This is a genomic window from Chryseobacterium oleae (assembly GCF_900115055.1).
Lineage (GTDB): Bacteria > Bacteroidota > Bacteroidia > Flavobacteriales > Weeksellaceae > Chryseobacterium > Chryseobacterium oleae.
In genome coordinates this window covers 340,675-357,688 of the sequence record NZ_FOVD01000001.1, presented here as the reverse complement: position 1 = coordinate 357,688, position 17,014 = coordinate 340,675, and the positions used below count along the sequence as shown (strand labels likewise).

General features: G+C 38.2%; 11 protein-coding genes. 4 read left to right on the top strand and 7 right to left on the bottom strand.

The features are described from left to right. Positions 1–9: 9 nt before the first annotated feature. Positions 10–2,199, top strand: a complete 2,190-nt coding sequence (locus BM143_RS01600; RefSeq protein WP_090022235.1) for a TonB-dependent siderophore receptor — start codon at positions 10–12, stop codon at positions 2,197–2,199. A gap of 98 nt (positions 2,200–2,297) precedes the next feature. After that, entirely contained in the window at positions 2,298–2,492 is a 195-nt protein-coding gene (locus BM143_RS01595; RefSeq protein WP_034725104.1) for a pinensin family lanthipeptide, read from the top strand. 702 nt (positions 2,493–3,194) lie between these two features. Here BM143_RS01595 and BM143_RS01585 read toward each other — a convergent pair. From BM143_RS01585 to BM143_RS01570, 4 genes are read right to left on the bottom strand one after another with little or no spacing between them, the layout of a single operon-like run. Beyond that, positions 3,195–5,105, bottom strand: a complete 1,911-nt coding sequence (locus BM143_RS01585; RefSeq protein ID WP_090022230.1) for a lanthionine synthetase LanC family protein — start codon at positions 5,103–5,105, stop codon at positions 3,195–3,197. Further along, positions 5,083–5,958, bottom strand: coding sequence for a thiopeptide-type bacteriocin biosynthesis protein (locus tag BM143_RS01580; RefSeq protein ID WP_090022227.1), 876 nt, complete (start codon positions 5,956–5,958; stop codon positions 5,083–5,085). The genes BM143_RS01585 and BM143_RS01580 overlap by 23 nt, the downstream gene beginning before the upstream one ends. Before the next feature lies 1 nt (position 5,959). Further along, complete coding sequence (locus BM143_RS01575; protein ID WP_090022225.1) at positions 5,960–8,611, bottom strand: lantibiotic dehydratase; 2,652 nt, start codon at positions 8,609–8,611, stop codon at positions 5,960–5,962. Positions 8,612–8,620: 9 nt separating this feature from the next. Beyond that, positions 8,621–10,840, bottom strand: a complete 2,220-nt coding sequence (locus tag BM143_RS01570; RefSeq protein WP_167375219.1) for a peptidase domain-containing ABC transporter — start codon at positions 10,838–10,840, stop codon at positions 8,621–8,623. Positions 10,841–11,033: 193 nt separating this feature from the next. On the opposite strand from BM143_RS01570, the gene BM143_RS23840 reads away from it, so the two are divergent. Next, on the top strand, positions 11,034–11,204 hold the full coding sequence (locus BM143_RS23840; RefSeq protein WP_167375218.1) for a hypothetical protein: 171 nt from the start codon (positions 11,034–11,036) through the stop codon (positions 11,202–11,204). Between the two features lie 470 nt (positions 11,205–11,674). Here the strand turns inward: BM143_RS23840 and BM143_RS01565 are convergent, their stop codons facing one another. After that, positions 11,675–12,022, bottom strand: a complete 348-nt coding sequence (locus BM143_RS01565) for a DUF4377 domain-containing protein (protein ID WP_047451477.1) — start codon at positions 12,020–12,022, stop codon at positions 11,675–11,677. A 139-nt stretch (positions 12,023–12,161) separates the two neighbouring features. Here BM143_RS01565 and BM143_RS01560 point away from each other — a divergent pair, with 139 nt between their 5' ends. Beyond that, the gene (locus BM143_RS01560; RefSeq protein ID WP_090022221.1) at positions 12,162–14,183 is read left to right on the top strand and encodes a hypothetical protein; all 2,022 of its coding nucleotides are present in this window, start codon (positions 12,162–12,164) and stop codon (positions 14,181–14,183) included. A 553-nt stretch (positions 14,184–14,736) separates the two neighbouring features. Here BM143_RS01560 and BM143_RS01555 read toward each other — a convergent pair. Both BM143_RS01555 and BM143_RS01550 read right to left on the bottom strand, forming a co-directional pair. Beyond that, positions 14,737–15,093 carry an Mpo1-like protein gene (locus BM143_RS01555; RefSeq protein ID WP_090022218.1) on the bottom strand — a complete coding sequence of 119 codons (357 nt, stop codon included), beginning with the start codon at positions 15,091–15,093 and terminating at the stop codon, positions 14,737–14,739. 142 nt (positions 15,094–15,235) lie between these two features. Beyond that, the gene (locus BM143_RS01550; protein ID WP_090022216.1) at positions 15,236–16,912 is read right to left on the bottom strand and encodes an APC family permease; all 1,677 of its coding nucleotides are present in this window, start codon (positions 16,910–16,912) and stop codon (positions 15,236–15,238) included. Between the last annotated feature and the right edge of the window lie 102 nt (positions 16,913–17,014).

The following is a 17,014-nucleotide window of genomic DNA, read 5'->3' as shown; positions in this document are numbered from 1 at the left end:
ATTGACAAAATGAAGAAAAATAACGTCCTATTGACAGCTGCCCTTTTGGGGACGTTTTCTTTAGTATGTGCACAGGAAAAGAAAGATTCCCTGTCTGCAAAGAACATAGATGAAGTAGTATTAACCGCCATGAAGCAGATTAAAACAGACAGTCTTTCCGGAAATCTGAAGCGAAATGACAGGCTGCTGGAAATTCCACAGAATATTGTGAGCATCAAAAGCAACCTTTTAAATCTTCAGGGTGCCTTTGATGTACAGGATGCGCTTAGAAACGTAAGCGGAATCTATATTGGGGATGCTACCGGAGCAGGGAATGTTTTTGCCGGAACATACAATGCCCAGCTGCGCGGTTTCAGCCCTGTGAGCACTTTCAGAAACGGGCTTCCTTCTTTTGCGGGAGGACTTTCGCAGGAAGATGTGTCTTTAATAGAACAGGTGGATGTGATTAAAGGACCGGCTGGTTTTGTCAATTCAATGGGGACCGGAGGAGGTTCTTTAAATATCAATACCAAAGCTCCGCGGGCGAACAGGATCGGGGAGGCCAATATTGCTGCCGGAAGTTTCGGCTTCTACCGGGCTGCGGTGGATCTTGGAAGTGCTGTAAAGGAAAAAGGCTTTTCTTTTCGGTTCAATGCGGCTTATGAATCTCAGGGGTATTATGCAGAATATGCAAAGCGCCGGAAATTCGTTGTAGCACCTGTTGTTCAGTACAATATCAGTAAAAATACATTCTTTATTGCCGAATGGAATATGATTCAGGGAAGAGCCCTGGAATCGAGCAATTTTATTCAGTATGAAACTGAGAAAACCGTTCAAAAGCATCCATGGAAAGCCAACTATCAGGGTGATCCGAATTTACCAACCTCAAAGCTTGATGAACATTACGGAAGATTGGTCTTCAATCATAATTTTAACGACAGGTGGAAAATAGTTTCCCAGTCTTCCATTAAAAGTACACCGTTGGATCAGTGGAGTCTTCTGGGAGGAACAGCCAGCTACACGCCGCCGATGTTTGATGATGAAGGAAATGCACTTCGTTCCAGCTTTAGAAATAAACAGAAATACCTTACTTACAATACACAACTTTTTGTGAGCGGGAGCTACAATATCAGTCCGAATATCGTTCATACCGTACTTGCCGGTGCAGATTTTAACAGCAGTAAAAGCAATACGGAACATATTCAGGGAGCGAATGAATTTGTTTTTAACCGAAACCTGCTGAACTACGGAATAGACCGTGACCTATTGATACAGCCTGAACCAGACGGTCAGATTGATTACACCACATCGAAAGACAAAACTATTGGTGGTTATGTGTACAATACTGTTAAATTCTGGGACAGGTTATTTGTAGATGCAGGATTCAGGTACAGTAAAAATACGAGGGACCGTTATCTTAAAGGACCTTATACTCCGGATGGGGAAAGCAAAACCTACAGACATCATGCATTCAATCCGAGGGTTGGTGTGACGTATATGATTCAAAAGAATTTTGCGGCTTTCTTTTCTTATGATCAGAGTTTTGACCCGATGGCGGGTACGGATCCACAGGGAAAAGAATGGAAGCCTCTGGAAAGTTATAATACTGAAATCGGATTAAAAAAGGATTGGTTTGATGGTTTATTGTCCACTTCTATAAGTGCTTACAGAATTATCCGGAACAATTCATTCTCTCAGAATCCGGCTACCGGAATTATGACTCAGCTTAATCAGGTAAGGAATAAAGGAATTGAGATCGATGTGATCGGTTCCATTTATCCCAATATTACGCTGACAGCGAATTATTCTTATATCAATTCCGTGTATTCAAAAGATCCTTATGCATCGGAACTTGTCGGAAAGAGGTTTTCAAGTGTACCGAGACATCAGATCAATACCTGGGTGATGTACAAATTCCAGAAAGGAAAACTTCATGGACTTTCTTTAGCATTGGGAGAAACCGCTGCATTACTGCGTGAAACTGATGTACCGGGAGTTCGTATTCCTGATTTTGTAAAACTGGATGCAAGTATCATGTATCAGTATAAAAAATGGTTTGTCCGAGGAATATTGGATAACCTTCTGAATAAAAGATACATCACCGATGGAAATGTACAGCCAAGATACAATTCCGACTGGACTGCTGTGGTAGGAGAGGCGTGGATGTATAAAGAAAGTAATCCGTTCAATTTTAAATTGCAAATTGGAGTGAAATTTTAACATTTAAATGCAACTTTGTTGCAATAAAATAAGTATCTTTACAACAAGGGAAAGCCGAAACCCTTAAAGAGTAGGCCAAATTAAAAAAATGTTTTATTATGGAAAACAACAAAAAGATGAAGCTAAACATCGACGATCTTAAGATCGAAAGCTTCGTAACAGCTCTGGACAAAGATTTGTCTAAAAAATTACAAGGTGGTTTAGGAATTGCTCCTGCAGGAGATCACGATCACCCGACTCATACAATTAAAACTCAGGACAGACTTCACGTTTGTGGAACTGTTCAGTGCTAATTTGAGCGAAAAACAATTTCAGGGCTGCTTTATCCGTAAAGCGGCCCTTTTCATTTTACAATCATTAAATGCTTAAATTTTTGAATGCTTTAATCTTTAAATTTTTTTAACACAAATGCCACAAATAGGTTCACGAATATCACTATCATGGTTGAGATATTCGTGTCATTAGTGCAAAAAATTAGTGCAATTCGTGTTTAAAAACACAAAAATTCATTTTAATTACGACTGTCATATCGGCCTCGGAAGCTGTAGCGTTAAAAAAATAAATATTGTGAACGTTAAGAAAATTCTTCTGTTTGAAGCGCGAGACTATCCTCGAATCGAATAACTCATATTGAATTCGCGCAAGTTTAGAATTTTTAGAGAACAAAATTTATTTTTAGCGGAAGATTCCAACCTTGAATTTTTCGTTCTTTTGTTTCAAGACAAAAGGACATTAAAAAATAAAAAACTTTGTGTTTACGAGATATTCGTGTCATTAGTGCAAAAATATTCGTGTTTAGATTTTTAACCACAAATGCCACAAATAGGTTCACGAATATCACTATCATGACTGAGATATTCGTGTCATTAGTGCAAAAGATTAGTGTTATTCGTGTTTAGATTCTTAACCACAACTGCCACAAATATATTCACAAATATCACCATCATGACTGAAATATTTGTGTCATTAGTGCAAAACATTAGTGTAATTTGTGTTTAAACCATTCTTATAAAAAAGCTCTTCAGCAATTCCACCAACTGTTCCGATACCTTTTCCATCATCACCTCTCTATCACCCTCCGAATACTGAAAACATTCCACCAACTCATCAATACTTAAAGGTTTTTCCAACAACTGAAGAACAGCTGCAGGAAAGGGCTCCATCAAAAGATGAAACATTTCCTGATCCGTACTGTAAAAAATATTGTTGTATGTTCCAGCTTTGGAATCTTTTTTATGGTCTTCCTTCCAGTTCCATTGAGTTTCATGCCCATCAATGAACGGATTACGAATGAAGCGCTTTTTCAGAAGTTCAGTCTGATCATTTTTCAGGAACTCTTCCAATTCTTTTTTTAGAATCATCAGCCGGGTTTGAAAACATAGTGCTCCTTTATGTCTTTTCCGGATGTTGATTTGTACTGTTTCCAATTGATGGATGTCTGAAATATAAATCATATCTTCTTCCGGTAAGCCGATGATGATCTCTGATAAACGATTTCCAAACTCTTCAATGGTCTGAGAATCATAGATAGATTCTTGAATTGAATTGAAAGTCTTTAAAATCTCAAGTGTTTTAGGATAAAACCGTTCAAAAAATACTTTTTTAACTTTGAAATTTTTCAGAACCGTATTTTTTCCGGTTTCACTGATGGGAAGTTCAGGATGAAGAATAGAATTCAGGGATTTACCCTTAATTATCGCCAATAAAGAAAGCCCGATTCCTGCTGTACCGGTCATCAGTCCAAGGTCTTCACTGTTTTGAATTCCCCATTCGGAATGACCATGCGATCTGCTTTTTTGTAAACTTTCCAGCGTAATTTCTGTGGCAAGTTCAGAAGCTTCTTTGTTGTCAAATACTTCGCTATACTGTAACATAAAATCGGAAAGTCCGCCGTAGCCGCTGAACAGGATGTGATTTCGTTTAGATCTTGTTTTTATATCATGCTTACATCGTTCAAATACTTTTCTACAGTCTTCTTTGTATACGGGATCAGCCGTAATTGTGAATGCCTGAATCCTTGCACTTCCAATTCCACAGGCTCCGTGCGCCCATGCATTGAGATCAAAATCTTCCTGAAGAAAAGTGTTTTTGTTCCAATCGAACAGATTAGGGAGATGGTTCTTGGATTCTTCCCACCTTAAATCCATCCAGTTGTTTTGGGCAGGATCATAGTACAGATCTTCGTAGCGAAATGCCTGTTCGGCCAGCCAAATAAACTCTTCATTCTCAAAATACTTTCCAAGCTGGAGCAGGCAGAATGCGATCCCGGAATTACCATGCGAAAAACCGCACAGAGAATCCATTGAAAGAAGATTGTTTCCCCATTTAATTCCAGCTTCTGCAACGAGTGATTTTCCCAAAAGGGTAGTGACCAATGCTTCAATATCGTTACCTAATTTCTCATCTTTTGTATAATGATAAAGACTAACCATCATCATTAAGATTCCTGAAATCCCAATCAACATATCCTCAGTCTGTTCCGCCAGTATTTTCTGTCTGTACATTTCATACAGATTCAAAGTTTGCTGGAGATACAGTTCTTTTCCAGTCACTCTGAACAGCTCTAAACCTAAGTAAATAATCCCGCTTATGCCATCGTAAAGACTTGGATTTAACAGGGTTTGATGGGCAGAATAACTGTATACTTTTGAAAAAGTTTTTTCTGCCGTTTCCAGATCATATTCCTTTTTGGTATGTTCATAAAGCGCCAGAAAAAACCAGGCAATACCACTAGTCCCATTCCATAAAGAGGGATTGAAAGTGAAAGAAAGTACCTCTGTTTTGGAATCGCGGGAGATTGTTTCCCAGTAAAAACCCTCTTTGTCCTGTTTCATTTTTGACAGAAGGAATTCACTGATTTCATCCAAGCCGGATGGCAGGTCATTAAGTTCTTGGTTGGCTATCATAGTCTTTTATTAGAGGAATGGTTTTCAGGATTAAAAAAAGCAGGTAGGATTCTTCAGCATTGACAATTCCCAATCGGTTATTGGTCATATGAATAAAACTGAGGAGCACTTCATCTAATGCTTCCAAAGATAATTGAGCCTGAGTATAGTCTTTCCAAACCTTTTTATTCATTTCCAGATACTGCTTTAGAAAAGGATCGGTGGTCGTACCCAAAGAATTCCAGAATTCCTCAATACTTTCCTGCAGTACATTTTGATAAGATTCAAACTGTTGTTGAAAAGCAGATAACACCGTCTTTCGGTTTTGTTCCTGTTCATCCGGATGGTCGGAAAAAGGAACCGGAAGCCAGCTTTTGACAAATTTTTCAGAGAGCTGTTGACTATAGCTTCTGGAAAGACCCATACCTTTAAAAAATGCAAAATGGGTTTTCAGGGCGAGAAGATATCTTTCTGAAGCGGTTAATGGATCGCTTTGCACCAAATAATGCAGCACAAACCGGGATGACACCCAGAACTGATCTTCAGCATATTTGATGGTATTGGCGTTGCCGTACCTTTCTGTTTCCGGAATGTATTCTGCCTGCTTCAATTCCAAACGGACTTTGTTAAGATGTTCATACCCGGATATATGTTCTTTTAAAATCGTAAGAAATAAAGTGGATTCTTCAGCATTTAAAAGTAATCGTAACCGGATGTGATAACCGTTCTCAAAATACCGGATAAAGAAAAATTGTACTTCTTTTTCCCGTTTTTTGTTGATATCTAAAAGAGAGGGATGTATGATTTCTTTCAGAAGATCATCCGCATTTCCGGTATGATAGATGTAGTAGGTTTTCCAGTGTTTTTGCATCATTCTAAAAATTATACCATTGAATTAAATGTTCAGCAACTCTTTCCTGAAAGCCATTCACAGAGGGCAGGGCTTCTTCCATATAGATGTGAGTTCCGGCTCTGTTTAAAAGTTTGATAAACAGATGGAACAATAAAGGCTGTTCAAAATCTATACATTGAGGTTTGTAATCATCTCTGGTTCCTGTCGTTTTTTCAGAGGACAGATCTTCAGGGATGTAGGATGACTGCAAGTAAAGAAATACAGAGGATGGCAAATTGTTTTGCGAAAGCCATTGATGAAAACGTAAAAAATAGATGCTGCTATTTTCATCTTTATTTTGACGGGGAATCACGTTGAGATTGATCAGCCATCCTTTACGCCTGAGTACAAGTTTCTCTTCGAAAACCACTCGTGGAAATATCTGAATATCTTGGTCTTTAAATTGTTTGGAATAATAATTATCAATCGTTTTAATCAATGGAAAATAGCTCACATAAGTACAGGGATTGAAAAGAGACATCAGCTGATAAAGATTGGATCTGTTGGTGATGGTTTCCAGGCACAGATCAAAAGCATAGACTTCTTTTTTTAGAACGGTATCCATCAGAAAAACCGAATCATTATCTGTATTGTAACCAACACATATTCTGTCCAAAGGTATCTGCTGAGACATTTTCATTTGCGTATTGGAAGCCGGCATTTTCACTTCATGATCAAGCAATGGCGGATGGATATTGGCATTAAAACTGGAATCATCATTCAGCTCGATAAGCAGTTGATTCGGAAATAAGCGATTGTTGTAATGCCTGTGTTCTTCGGAAATTTCAGAATCAAATAAATGAAGAAAACGGCCGCTCATTTTGCCCATTCCCTGCATCAGTCCGTTCACTACAGCTTTAGTTCCTGTTTCGGACTGTTGATCAAAAAACTGAAGAAATGCTGAACCTGTCGGAGCAGAGTTATCGGATAAAGGAAGTTTTTCTAGATTTTTCCTTTTAATCTCTATTTCGTCAGACTGCTGTTCTTCCAACCGGAGATCTTTGCAAAAAAGTTCGGACCATTCGTTTTCCTGCTTTGGAATATCTTCCGTTACAGATTCATTTTTATAGCGGTAATATTCATGGTAGAAAGTGACCAGAGGGACCTGCTGACCCTTGCTGTAAGTGGAGAGAAAGAATTCTTTAACGTTCTTTTTTTCCATACCCCGGATGTCAAAAGCGGTTAAACGGCTGGTCAGATCAGATAATAATTGACCCAATTCATTGACCGTACTTTCATTGATCGTATTAATTTGATCGGTGTAAGCATCTTCGTAAATAAAACCTTCCTGCCTGTAATCGACCGGAATGTAAGGAAGCTTTTCAAAACCCTCTCCGTTTCTGTATTTTTCGAGAATACCGTCAAGTACATTTTTGATTTCCTCTTTCGGAAGTTTGACAATTCCGGCCTGAGTTTCAAGCTCTGAAATGGTCTGTTCAAAAATCTTTGAAGTATTGTTCAAAAGGATCTCACGCAAAAAGAGATCCACGGTCTCAAACTTATTTTTGGCTAGCTGTAAAATAGTCACAAGTTCGTAAACCTGAGCCGCCGCTTCATTTGTTGTTTTGTATTCGTCAAGAAATGTTAAAAGGTGAGTATCCCAATCCGGATCAATTTCGGAACATTCCAGAGTCAGTTCAAGAAAACCTGAATCAATCAGTTTTAAGATATAATGCCTTAATTCTGAGACATCCGCCTCAATTTGATTGGAAAGAAGTTCAATAAAGGACGACAGTGAGATATGTTCCTCTGAATGATGAATCAGTTCTTTGATATACTGATTAACAGGTGTCGCCTGAATTTCCTGGAAAACCTCAATATTCGCACAATTCATCAGAAAACTGAAACGGGCGTCGTTTTCTGTAATGCTACTGTTGGTATTCACAAACAGTAATCCCTGAAGATCGGGATGTCTTTCCATGAGCTTTTTGATGCGTTTTAACAGTTTATTGTTCAGCCTTATTTTACAATTTACGATGTCCGGAACTGATGAAATAAGTGCGCCATCATCCGGAACTATTTTGGTAAGACCTAAATACGTAAATGTGCTGAATGGAGAAGTTTTATAAGCCATACGGGTAAGATAACGTAACACACTGAATTCAATACGTTCGGTATCTTTATTGAGTGATTTTACATCAGCATTGGTAAAACTGTCTAGCTGCTCATACAAATCTTTGCTTGAAAGCAAAACTCCGTTTCTGAATGGGTACGCTTCGGTCAGCTTTTGAATATTCTGCCTTTGAGTCCATAGATAATCATTGAAATCTTTCTCCCAATATTGCTCGAATTCCCTGCATTTTTCACCTGCATTCAACCATTCTTTCCAGGTTTCTTTAAAAGCGTTAAAAGTTTCTGTCGGTATTTTCTGTAACAAAGCATCTGCATTGGGTCGCCTGTTGTACACCGAGCGTTTTAGATTGAGCAGCAGCTTTCGTTCCTGATCATCAGAAGCCTGTTGAATAAGCGTATACATTTCGTCACACAGTTTTTCATTACAATGCTGATCATGCTCAAGAGTCATTTGCCAGTGCTTCCATTGATCTTTAATTTCCGGGATTTTCAGTGTATTTAAGCTTTTTATGGGTAAAGCGGCATATCGTGTAAAAATATGGGGTAAAATAGTCAGGCTCATGTTCAAAATTTATTTTCCGAGTTCAAGTTGATTTTTAACTAAATGATAATAAGCTCCTTTTGATTGGGTTAAGGTTTGATGAGTGCCCTGCTCAACAATATGTCCTTTATCCAGCACGATGATATTGTCTGCATGGACTACCGTACTTAATCTGTGGGCAACGATTACAACTGTTCTGCCCTGAAAAAAACGGTTCAGGTTTTCAACGATCAGTCTTTCATTGTTGGCATCGAGAGAATTGGTAGCTTCATCCATGAATATATAATCCGGCTGGCGGTAGATGAGGCGCGCGATAAGGAGCCGCTGCTTCTGTCCTTCACTGAGTCCGGTTCCTTCACTTCCTATCTGGGTCTCATACGAAAAGGGAAGGCTTTCAATAAACTCCTGCATATTGACCAATTTACAGGCATTTTTTACCCTGATCATATCTTTTTCCGGACTTCCCACCCAGATATTCCCGGCGATGGTGTCTGTAAAAAGGAAAGAATCCTGCATGACGGCTCCACATTGTCTCCGCAAACTTCTGGCATTGATGATTTTGAGATCCTGTCCGCAGAAAGTGATCACTCCCTTCGTAGTATGAAAGAATTTAAGCAGCAGTTTTAAAAGTGTAGTTTTTCCGCTCCCGCTCATTCCTACAATAGCGGTTACTTTTCCGGCAGGAATCGTTAAGGATACATTGTGCAGTACATCGGGGGACAGTTTTCCATACCGGAAACTGACATCCATTAACTCAATGGAGCCTGAATTTCCTTTAGGTAAATCCAGGGTAGAGTGAGCATCTTCTGTTTCTTCATATTCCACTTCGGAAATACGCTGCAGACTGAATTTGGCGGTTTGCATGGAGCGTATAAAATCTGAAAGTTGATTGACGGTACCATTTAATGAACCATACATATAGGTGATGGCAAGCATGGCTCCGAGCGTCAGACTTCCGTTGATGACCAGGGAAGCAGTTAAAAAAGTCGTTAATACACCTGTAGTTTCGTTGATGAAAAGGGCTACACCCTGTATTCTTTGATCCAGTTTCAGGTTTTCCATTTTCACTTGGTAGGTTTCTTCCTGCATGGTTTTCCACAACTGGTTTTTTTCCTGCTCTGCTCCGGTCAGCCTTATTTCTGTCATCGCCTCAAAGGTTTCAATCTGGTGGCGCTGAGCGTTCGCAAGAAGGCTGAAAGTCCGCTGATCCAAACGTCGTCTTTTCTCTTCAAAAAGATTGGTCCAAAGCACACTTATCGTACTGGCTGCCAGAAACAGGATGAAAAGTTTCCAGTTATAATAGCATAACAAGCCGCCATTCACGATAAGAATGATAATCGAAAGTCCGGCACTTACACAGTTTTTGGTTAGAAATTCCTCTACACGCTGGTTATCGTAGATCCGCTGTAAATTGTCTCCACTGCTTCTGTATTCAAAGAAAGAAAGCTTAAGTTGCATCAGTTTGTCTACAAATTCATAGATAAGTTTGATACTGATATTCATACCCAACTTAAAAAGAATCCGGCTCCTAAAGAAATCAGTTAAAATCCTCCCGGTAAACAAGAGAAGCTGCCCTGCACAGATCAGAGATAATATTCCGATGTCTTTTTTAGAAACCGCCTGATCTACTACAGCCTGGGTTAATAATGGAATAGCCAGTGTCAAAAGAGTAGCTGCCAAAAGCGCGACTATCACATAAGAAATGCTTCTGTGATCATTGATCTTTTTTAGTAAAGAAAACAGGCTGACAGATGGATCCGGCTGGTCTTTAATTTGGTTAAAGGCCTCTGTCTGTTCAACAAATATGGCGATCCCTTTATTTTTCTGCCCGGGACCGATCCAATGCTCCATAAAATCATGGAGAGTATAGCGCATATTCTTTCCCAATGCAGGATTTCCGACGTAAGCATGTTTCTCAGTAAGGTGCCACAGCACGACGAAATGATTATGATCCCAGTGAAGAATGCAGGGGAGTGGTGCTTTTTCAGACAAGATTTCCAAACTGAGTTCAGCCGCTAATGTTTTGAGTCCAAGCTGTTCTGTTGCGTGGGTAATTCCTGAGACTGAAGTTCCCTGGCTTCGTACATCACACAGGTCGCGTAGATGGTTTAATGACAGTTCTTTTCCATAATAGGCCGTAATCATTTTTAGGCAGGTCGGTCCGCAGTCCATGGTGTCCAGCTGCCGGAAAAAAGGGTATTGTTTTCCTTTAAAATAAGAGGAAATTTGGTTCAGTACTTTATTCTCCATTGTCATTCATCCTACGTTGGGTTGTGTATAAATTCTAAATCGCAATATTGTTGCTAATGCAATTATGTTGCAATTTATAAAAAATAATAGTACCCTGCGTTTATTTATTCAATTAAATCTGAAGATTCTGATTATTGAATATTTGCTTTATTTAAAAAGCTGAAAAAGAAATACGTTTGAACGGAAGTCCGAAGTGAGAAAACTGAGAGTATTAGAAATTTCAAAAGATGAGATCAGTGCAAAGCTTGTGGATCCGGTACAATTTATTTTTTCTAACGCAAAGAAAAATAATTATATTATTTATAAAGGAAGCAAAGATGGAATCAATTTCATTGATTCTGATGAAGGAGATGGTATGCGTTAATTATTTCTCGCGGATTAACCAGATGATGCAGATTTTTCCTTTTATTAATCTGCTTTATCCGTATTATCTGCGAGAGCAAATCCCTATAAACACTCTTTTGTAGTTAAAAAAGCTCAGAATTAAAAGGTATATTTTAGATAACGAAACCTTATAGGTTTTCAAAACCTATAAGGTTGATTGTATTTATTTTTATTCGCCAAGTTCTGAGACTGAGCCTGAATTTCATTAATTCTGATGAAGGGAATGGATATATAATAAGTTTAATATTTCTCGCGGATTAATCAGATTATGTAGATTTTTACTTTTTTAATCTGCTTTATCTGTAGTATCTGCGAGAGCATATTAATATTTTGTTTATTCCAAATTTTGCGCCTGATTTGAAAGGCATGAATTATCTGTAAGAATACAGACTCTGTAAATATAAAGGAGTAGAAAATAAAAACTCCCGAAATTTTCGGGAGTTTTTGGTTTTATTTTTTGGTTTTGGAAACCTCTTTGATCAGTGTGTATTTTATAGATGATCCGTCAGCTGGCGGATTGGCAATCTTTTCTGTTTTTACTTTTAAAACATATTCATATCCAGGCTCATACGTAAATCCTTCGATGTTCGTATAGAAATTGGTCCAGCTTTCTGAAGCTTTTTCTTTTACCTGCAAACACTTCATAGGCGCTACTCCGGTACAGTCTGCAGTTTCAGGTCCTACGATGAACGTTTTTTCGTCAGCTCCGGCAGTGTTGGCCGTAGTGGTACATTGTGTCATTGCGAATAGTGCTGCTGCAGGAAGAGCTCCTTTTAGAATGGTTGCTATAATTTTCATAAACTTTATTTTAAACCTTAGTTCGCAATTACTGTGCCGAAGTTTTTGACGCAGTTTTTCTATTGTTTTTTAGTTTATAATTATTTAATTTGAGCGCTTCTAAAAATGTAACCAAAGAACACAAATACCACATTATAATATGAATAATCCGATTCAGATTGAAAATTACAAAATTCTGAAACCTGAAATATGGGCAGGAAATATCACGGATGAAGAACTGATTGATAAAATAAAAGATTCTGAATTTGCCACAAAACAGATTGATGAAGGAAGAGATTACTGTTATTTTCTCGACAAAAAATATTACACCAGCAATAAGGAAAACAGCGAATATGTCTGTCTGGCGTACACCTTAAATGAGCCGGGAAATCTTGAAAGGGCTTCCGTTTCCGAGGTCGTTGTAGAAGAGAATGAGGTGTACAGTATTCATCGAATCAGTGTGTTGAGAGACGGAGTTCTGATAGATAAAATTCCTGACACCAATATTAAGGTGCTTGATAGTGAGAACCAGAGCAGCGGAGGGATATTAAGCAGTAATAAAAAGATCAATATTACCATTAAAGATCTCAGGCTTTACGATGTCCTGATCATGGAAGATTCAAGATGTAAGGCTTTTACGGAAAGAGATTTTCTGAGAAAGGAATTTTCTAAATATGTTTGGGTAAGTCCTGATAATTACTGGGCATACGGAAGCTTTAAATTCACCTTCATCAACGACCGTGAAGAGAAGATTGCTTATAAAAAAACATTTTTCAGAGATGCACAGGGGAATGTACTGGAGCCTGAAATTCATCATTTAAAGAAAGGGGAGCGTTTCGTTATCGAAGAAAGCAACTATATCAACGCGGTGGATGCCGGCCGCGAGATTTTTCCATTCATTGATTTTGCTACAGAAAACAGCTGGAAAGAGCTTTCTAATTATATTGTTCCGATTTACGATGACGTTTTCAGTCAACATTCGCTGAAGGATTTTGCGCCCCATCTTATTGAAAAGCTGGATGCGGTGAACGGGCTGGACGAAAAACTCCAGTTTGCGATAGAATATGTACAGAATCATATTTACTATATCTTCAATGCTGATGAGATGAACGGGCATAAGCCGCAGAAACCTTCCGTCACCTATGAAAATAAACAGGGCGACTGTAAAGCAAAGTGTGTTTTGCTGAAAGTGATTCTGGATTATATCGGAGTGGATGCTTCTGTAGTTCTTGTCAATTTCCATACAGATTATTATATCAAATATTATCTGCCGTCGCTGTTGAGCTTTAATCATGTAGTCGTTAAAATCAATTTTAAAGGACAAGAGTATTTCGTTGACGCCACGGTCCGTGATGAATTCGGATTAATAGAAAACCGCGGGTTTATTTATTTTATGCATTATCTGGAAGTAAAACCAGATCAGGTGCTGCAGGAAAGGAAACCCTATCAATTTCCCTATTGCTGCATCGATGAAAAAGTTGAATTGAATGCCCAGAATACAACAGGCCGGTTAAAACTGACGACAACCTATAAAGGCAACCGCGCCAATGCCATGAGAAGGTATTTTAAAAGTACCAATAAAAGGGAAATCATCGACAGCTGGAACAGTTTCCTGTTTTATGGTCTTAATTATTCCAACGACAGAAGCGGAACCGATATCAGGAATATCTTCAAAGATGCATCTATTGATATTGTTAGTGATGATAAAAAGTTAAATGAGTTCAAAATTCACTATACCGCTACCATAGAAAATCCTTATTACATAGATCCACAAAACAACCGCTTCCTGATGTATTTTGACAGGAATGTTATCAAAGCAAGTGCGAGGGATTTTATGCATAAAGATCTTCCTTTCTGGCATAATTTCGACAGTGAAAAATACGAGATCAGTCTATATACAGATCAGAAAATAGATACCGAAGAAAAATATACGGTTCAGGAAAGCACTATCAGCAATCCATATTTTGATTATAAGAGCCGTAAAAAAATCACTAAGAATGGTGCCACCGTTTCTATAGAATACAATCCTCTTGTGAATCTGGAAATTCCGCAGGAGCAGTTTGAGGCTTTCAGAGAAGATCATCATAAAGTGGCAGACAGCAACTTCGGATTGGGGATTGATATTATAGAACCTGGCTTAATGAATATGATTAAGTTTAACTTTAAGAAGAGGTTTAAATAAATCTGACATTCAGTTGTTTGTGTTGAATATTTAAAGTTTAATTTAATATTGAAGTTTAGGGTTTCGGCGGCCTCCGGCCGCCGAAACCCTAAACTATATCTACTCCTTATTAAGAACGAAAGGCGTTCAAAAGAATTTATTTCCTCCAAAACAGACGATAAAAATCTCCGGTTTTTAAAAACTTAAGTGCACTTCTTAAGAATATTGAGCAGAGCTTCACTAGAAGAAACACACCTTAAAAAATCATTTGATTTTTTCTTAACTTTTCTTATCTCCTTCATTGATCTTAATGTTTTAAAAAGCGTACAATAAGAATCTTTGGGAAATAAAAAGTAGTTTTTAAATATTTGAAATCATAGAATTTTTTTTAAACACTTTAGTTGTTTTATAGTTAAATGCCTGCGCATATGAAGCACACTCAAGTTTATGAAAATCTTTGATTTTCTGCTTATGTGGTCTTATTATTTTCGGGATAATAGAACTTTTAAAACTAAAGTGCTCTAAAATGTTTAAATTAATTAAAAACTTTTGTTCCTTTTGTGGTAAAAAAAAATTAGTGCAATTCCTCAGAAACATCACTATCTTTTGGTTTCGGAGCTATTCCTTTGAATTTCTGCTTACCGATCAGCAGCTCAAAAAACAGCCTGAAATCTGAAATCAGCGACCATAATGGATATTTGAAAGTGGCGGGTTTATTTCGCTCAATAACGGCATGGCTGAACCACGCAAAGCCGTAACCAAAGATAGGGATATACCAAAGAAACCGTTCTTTCCCTGAACTGATGACATACCAGATCACAAGAAATACCAGAAGGGTTCCGATAAAATGAAAGATCCTCGTTCCTGTTTTGCTGTGCTCGGTAAGATAGAACTGATAAAATTCTCCGTATGTTTTTATTCTTTCTGACATGGCAAAATTAGTTTATTGTTGGTGTTGAAATCTATGCAATAATTCTGCCGATTTGGTAAGGAAGATCAAACGTGAAAAAGAAAAAAGGCAAATCTGCGGATATGCAAATTTGCCTTTTATGATGTTATTTATAAATCACTGTTTATACTGATTCCTTTCTAAGCTTACTGTGTTTATAACCGTAGCAGAAATAGATCACCAGACCCAGTGCAAACCATAGTCCGAACCAGAACCAGTTCTCATGACTCATTCCGGTAAGAAGGTACAAGCATGAGCTTAAGCCGATCAAAGGAATTAAAGAGAAATTCTTAATGAAGGTAAAAATACAAAGTACCAGATTGATCAGGATGAAAACGAAAATAGACGCTCTGAATTCACCTTCTTTAGGATCATTCCAGTCCATTAAATTGGTGAAAAATTCGGGCTGCCAGATATAGAAACCGATTAATCCGCCGATGATGATCACCGGGAATATGATCTTACCATTTATATAAGGAAGGTGGAATCTGCCTTTAATCTTCTCTTTTGCAGGAAGCATTAAAACTCCGGCGCATACCAGTACGAAAGCGAAGATGGTTCCGATACTTGTGAAATCCAGGATGAATGTTTTGTCCGTAAAAAGAATAGGAACTCCTACAGCAATACCTGTAATAATAGTAGCAAATGAAGGCGTTTTATATTTTGGATGTACCGTCTTGAATTTTTCAGGCATCAGTCCGTCACGGCTCATCGCGTACCAGATTCTCGGCTGTCCCATTTGGAATACCAATAATACCGTCGTGATGGCTACAATAGCGACGAAAGAAACCACAAGTTCCATCCAGGCTACATTGGCGTTAGATTTTTCGAATATGAATGAAAGCGGGTCTCCGATACCATCGAACTTCCTGTAATCAACCATTCCTGTCAGTACCAGTGTTAAAGCAATGTAAATTACGGTACAAAGCACTAAAGAGATAATCATTCCCTTCGGAAGTGTTTTCTGAGGATCTTTGGTCTCTTCGGAAAGAACGCTTAACGCATCAAAACCGATGTAGGCAAAGAAAACTCCTGAAACGGCACTCATGACTCCTGCAAAACCGTTCGGCATGAAGGAAGCGACCTGAGTTTCCGGATTGACAGGCGTCCAGTTATCTGTATTAATGTAAGCGAAGCCTACCAGAATCACTAAAACAATCACTGCCAGTTTTAAAATAACTAGTGAATTATTAAAGTTTTTACTTTCTTTCACTCCCACGTAACAAAGCCATGTGATAAGGCCATTGATCACCAATGCAGGAAGATCGAGAATAAATTTTAAATTACCGATGAGTGGTGCAGTATTCCAGGCATTCAACAGTTCTTTGTTCTCAGAACCGTTCTGGAAAGCTTTTCGGGCTTCCGTGTAGCTGCAGGTAAGATAATCGGGGATATGCATACCCAAACGTTCTAAGAAGCTGGTGAAATAGTCGGACCAGGAAAAAGCCACATAAATATTCCCGAAAGAATATTCCATGATCAATGCCCATCCGATCACCCAGGCAATCAGTTCCCCAAAACTGGCATAAGCATACGTATAGGCGGAACCGGCTGTAGGAATTCTGCTGGCAAATTCAGCATAGCATAAGGCTGTAAATCCACAGGCAAAACCACAAATTAAATATAGTAGAATAACTCCGGGGCCACCTCTGAAAACTGCTTCACCTAAGCTGCTGAAACTTCCTGCTCCTATAATGGCCGCAATACCAAAAAAAACGATATCCCAAACACCTAAAACCCTTAAAAGACTGGTAGATGTATCTGTTTCTGAATAGTTTTTCCTTCTGAAAAGTTGATTCATTCAATATTTATATTTGAGTTTGAAAAAAAGCAAATGTAATCATTTTTTATTTTGGTGTTGGCTGTAATCATAATATTTCGTTAAAAAGGCTGAGGTTCTCAT

Excerpts from the sequence above, each read along its gene's own strand:
- BM143_RS01600 (WP_090022235.1), top strand. The coding sequence starts at position 10 with ATGAAGAAAAATAACGTCCTATTGACAGCTGCCCTTTTGGGGACGTTT.
- BM143_RS01595 (WP_034725104.1), top strand. The coding sequence starts at position 2,298 with ATGGAAAACAACAAAAAGATGAAGCTAAACATCGACGATCTTAAGATC.
- BM143_RS01585 (WP_090022230.1), bottom strand. The coding sequence starts at position 5,105 with ATGATAGCCAACCAAGAACTTAATGACCTGCCATCCGGCTTGGATGAA.
- BM143_RS01580 (WP_090022227.1), bottom strand. The coding sequence starts at position 5,958 with ATGATGCAAAAACACTGGAAAACCTACTACATCTATCATACCGGAAAT.
- BM143_RS01575 (WP_090022225.1), bottom strand. The coding sequence starts at position 8,611 with ATGAGCCTGACTATTTTACCCCATATTTTTACACGATATGCCGCTTTA.
- BM143_RS01570 (WP_167375219.1), bottom strand. The coding sequence starts at position 10,840 with ATGGAGAATAAAGTACTGAACCAAATTTCCTCTTATTTTAAAGGAAAA.
- BM143_RS01565 (WP_047451477.1), bottom strand. The coding sequence starts at position 12,022 with ATGAAAATTATAGCAACCATTCTAAAAGGAGCTCTTCCTGCAGCAGCA.
- BM143_RS01560 (WP_090022221.1), top strand. The coding sequence starts at position 12,162 with ATGAATAATCCGATTCAGATTGAAAATTACAAAATTCTGAAACCTGAA.
- BM143_RS01555 (WP_090022218.1), bottom strand. The coding sequence starts at position 15,093 with ATGTCAGAAAGAATAAAAACATACGGAGAATTTTATCAGTTCTATCTT.
- BM143_RS01550 (WP_090022216.1), bottom strand. The coding sequence starts at position 16,912 with ATGAATCAACTTTTCAGAAGGAAAAACTATTCAGAAACAGATACATCT.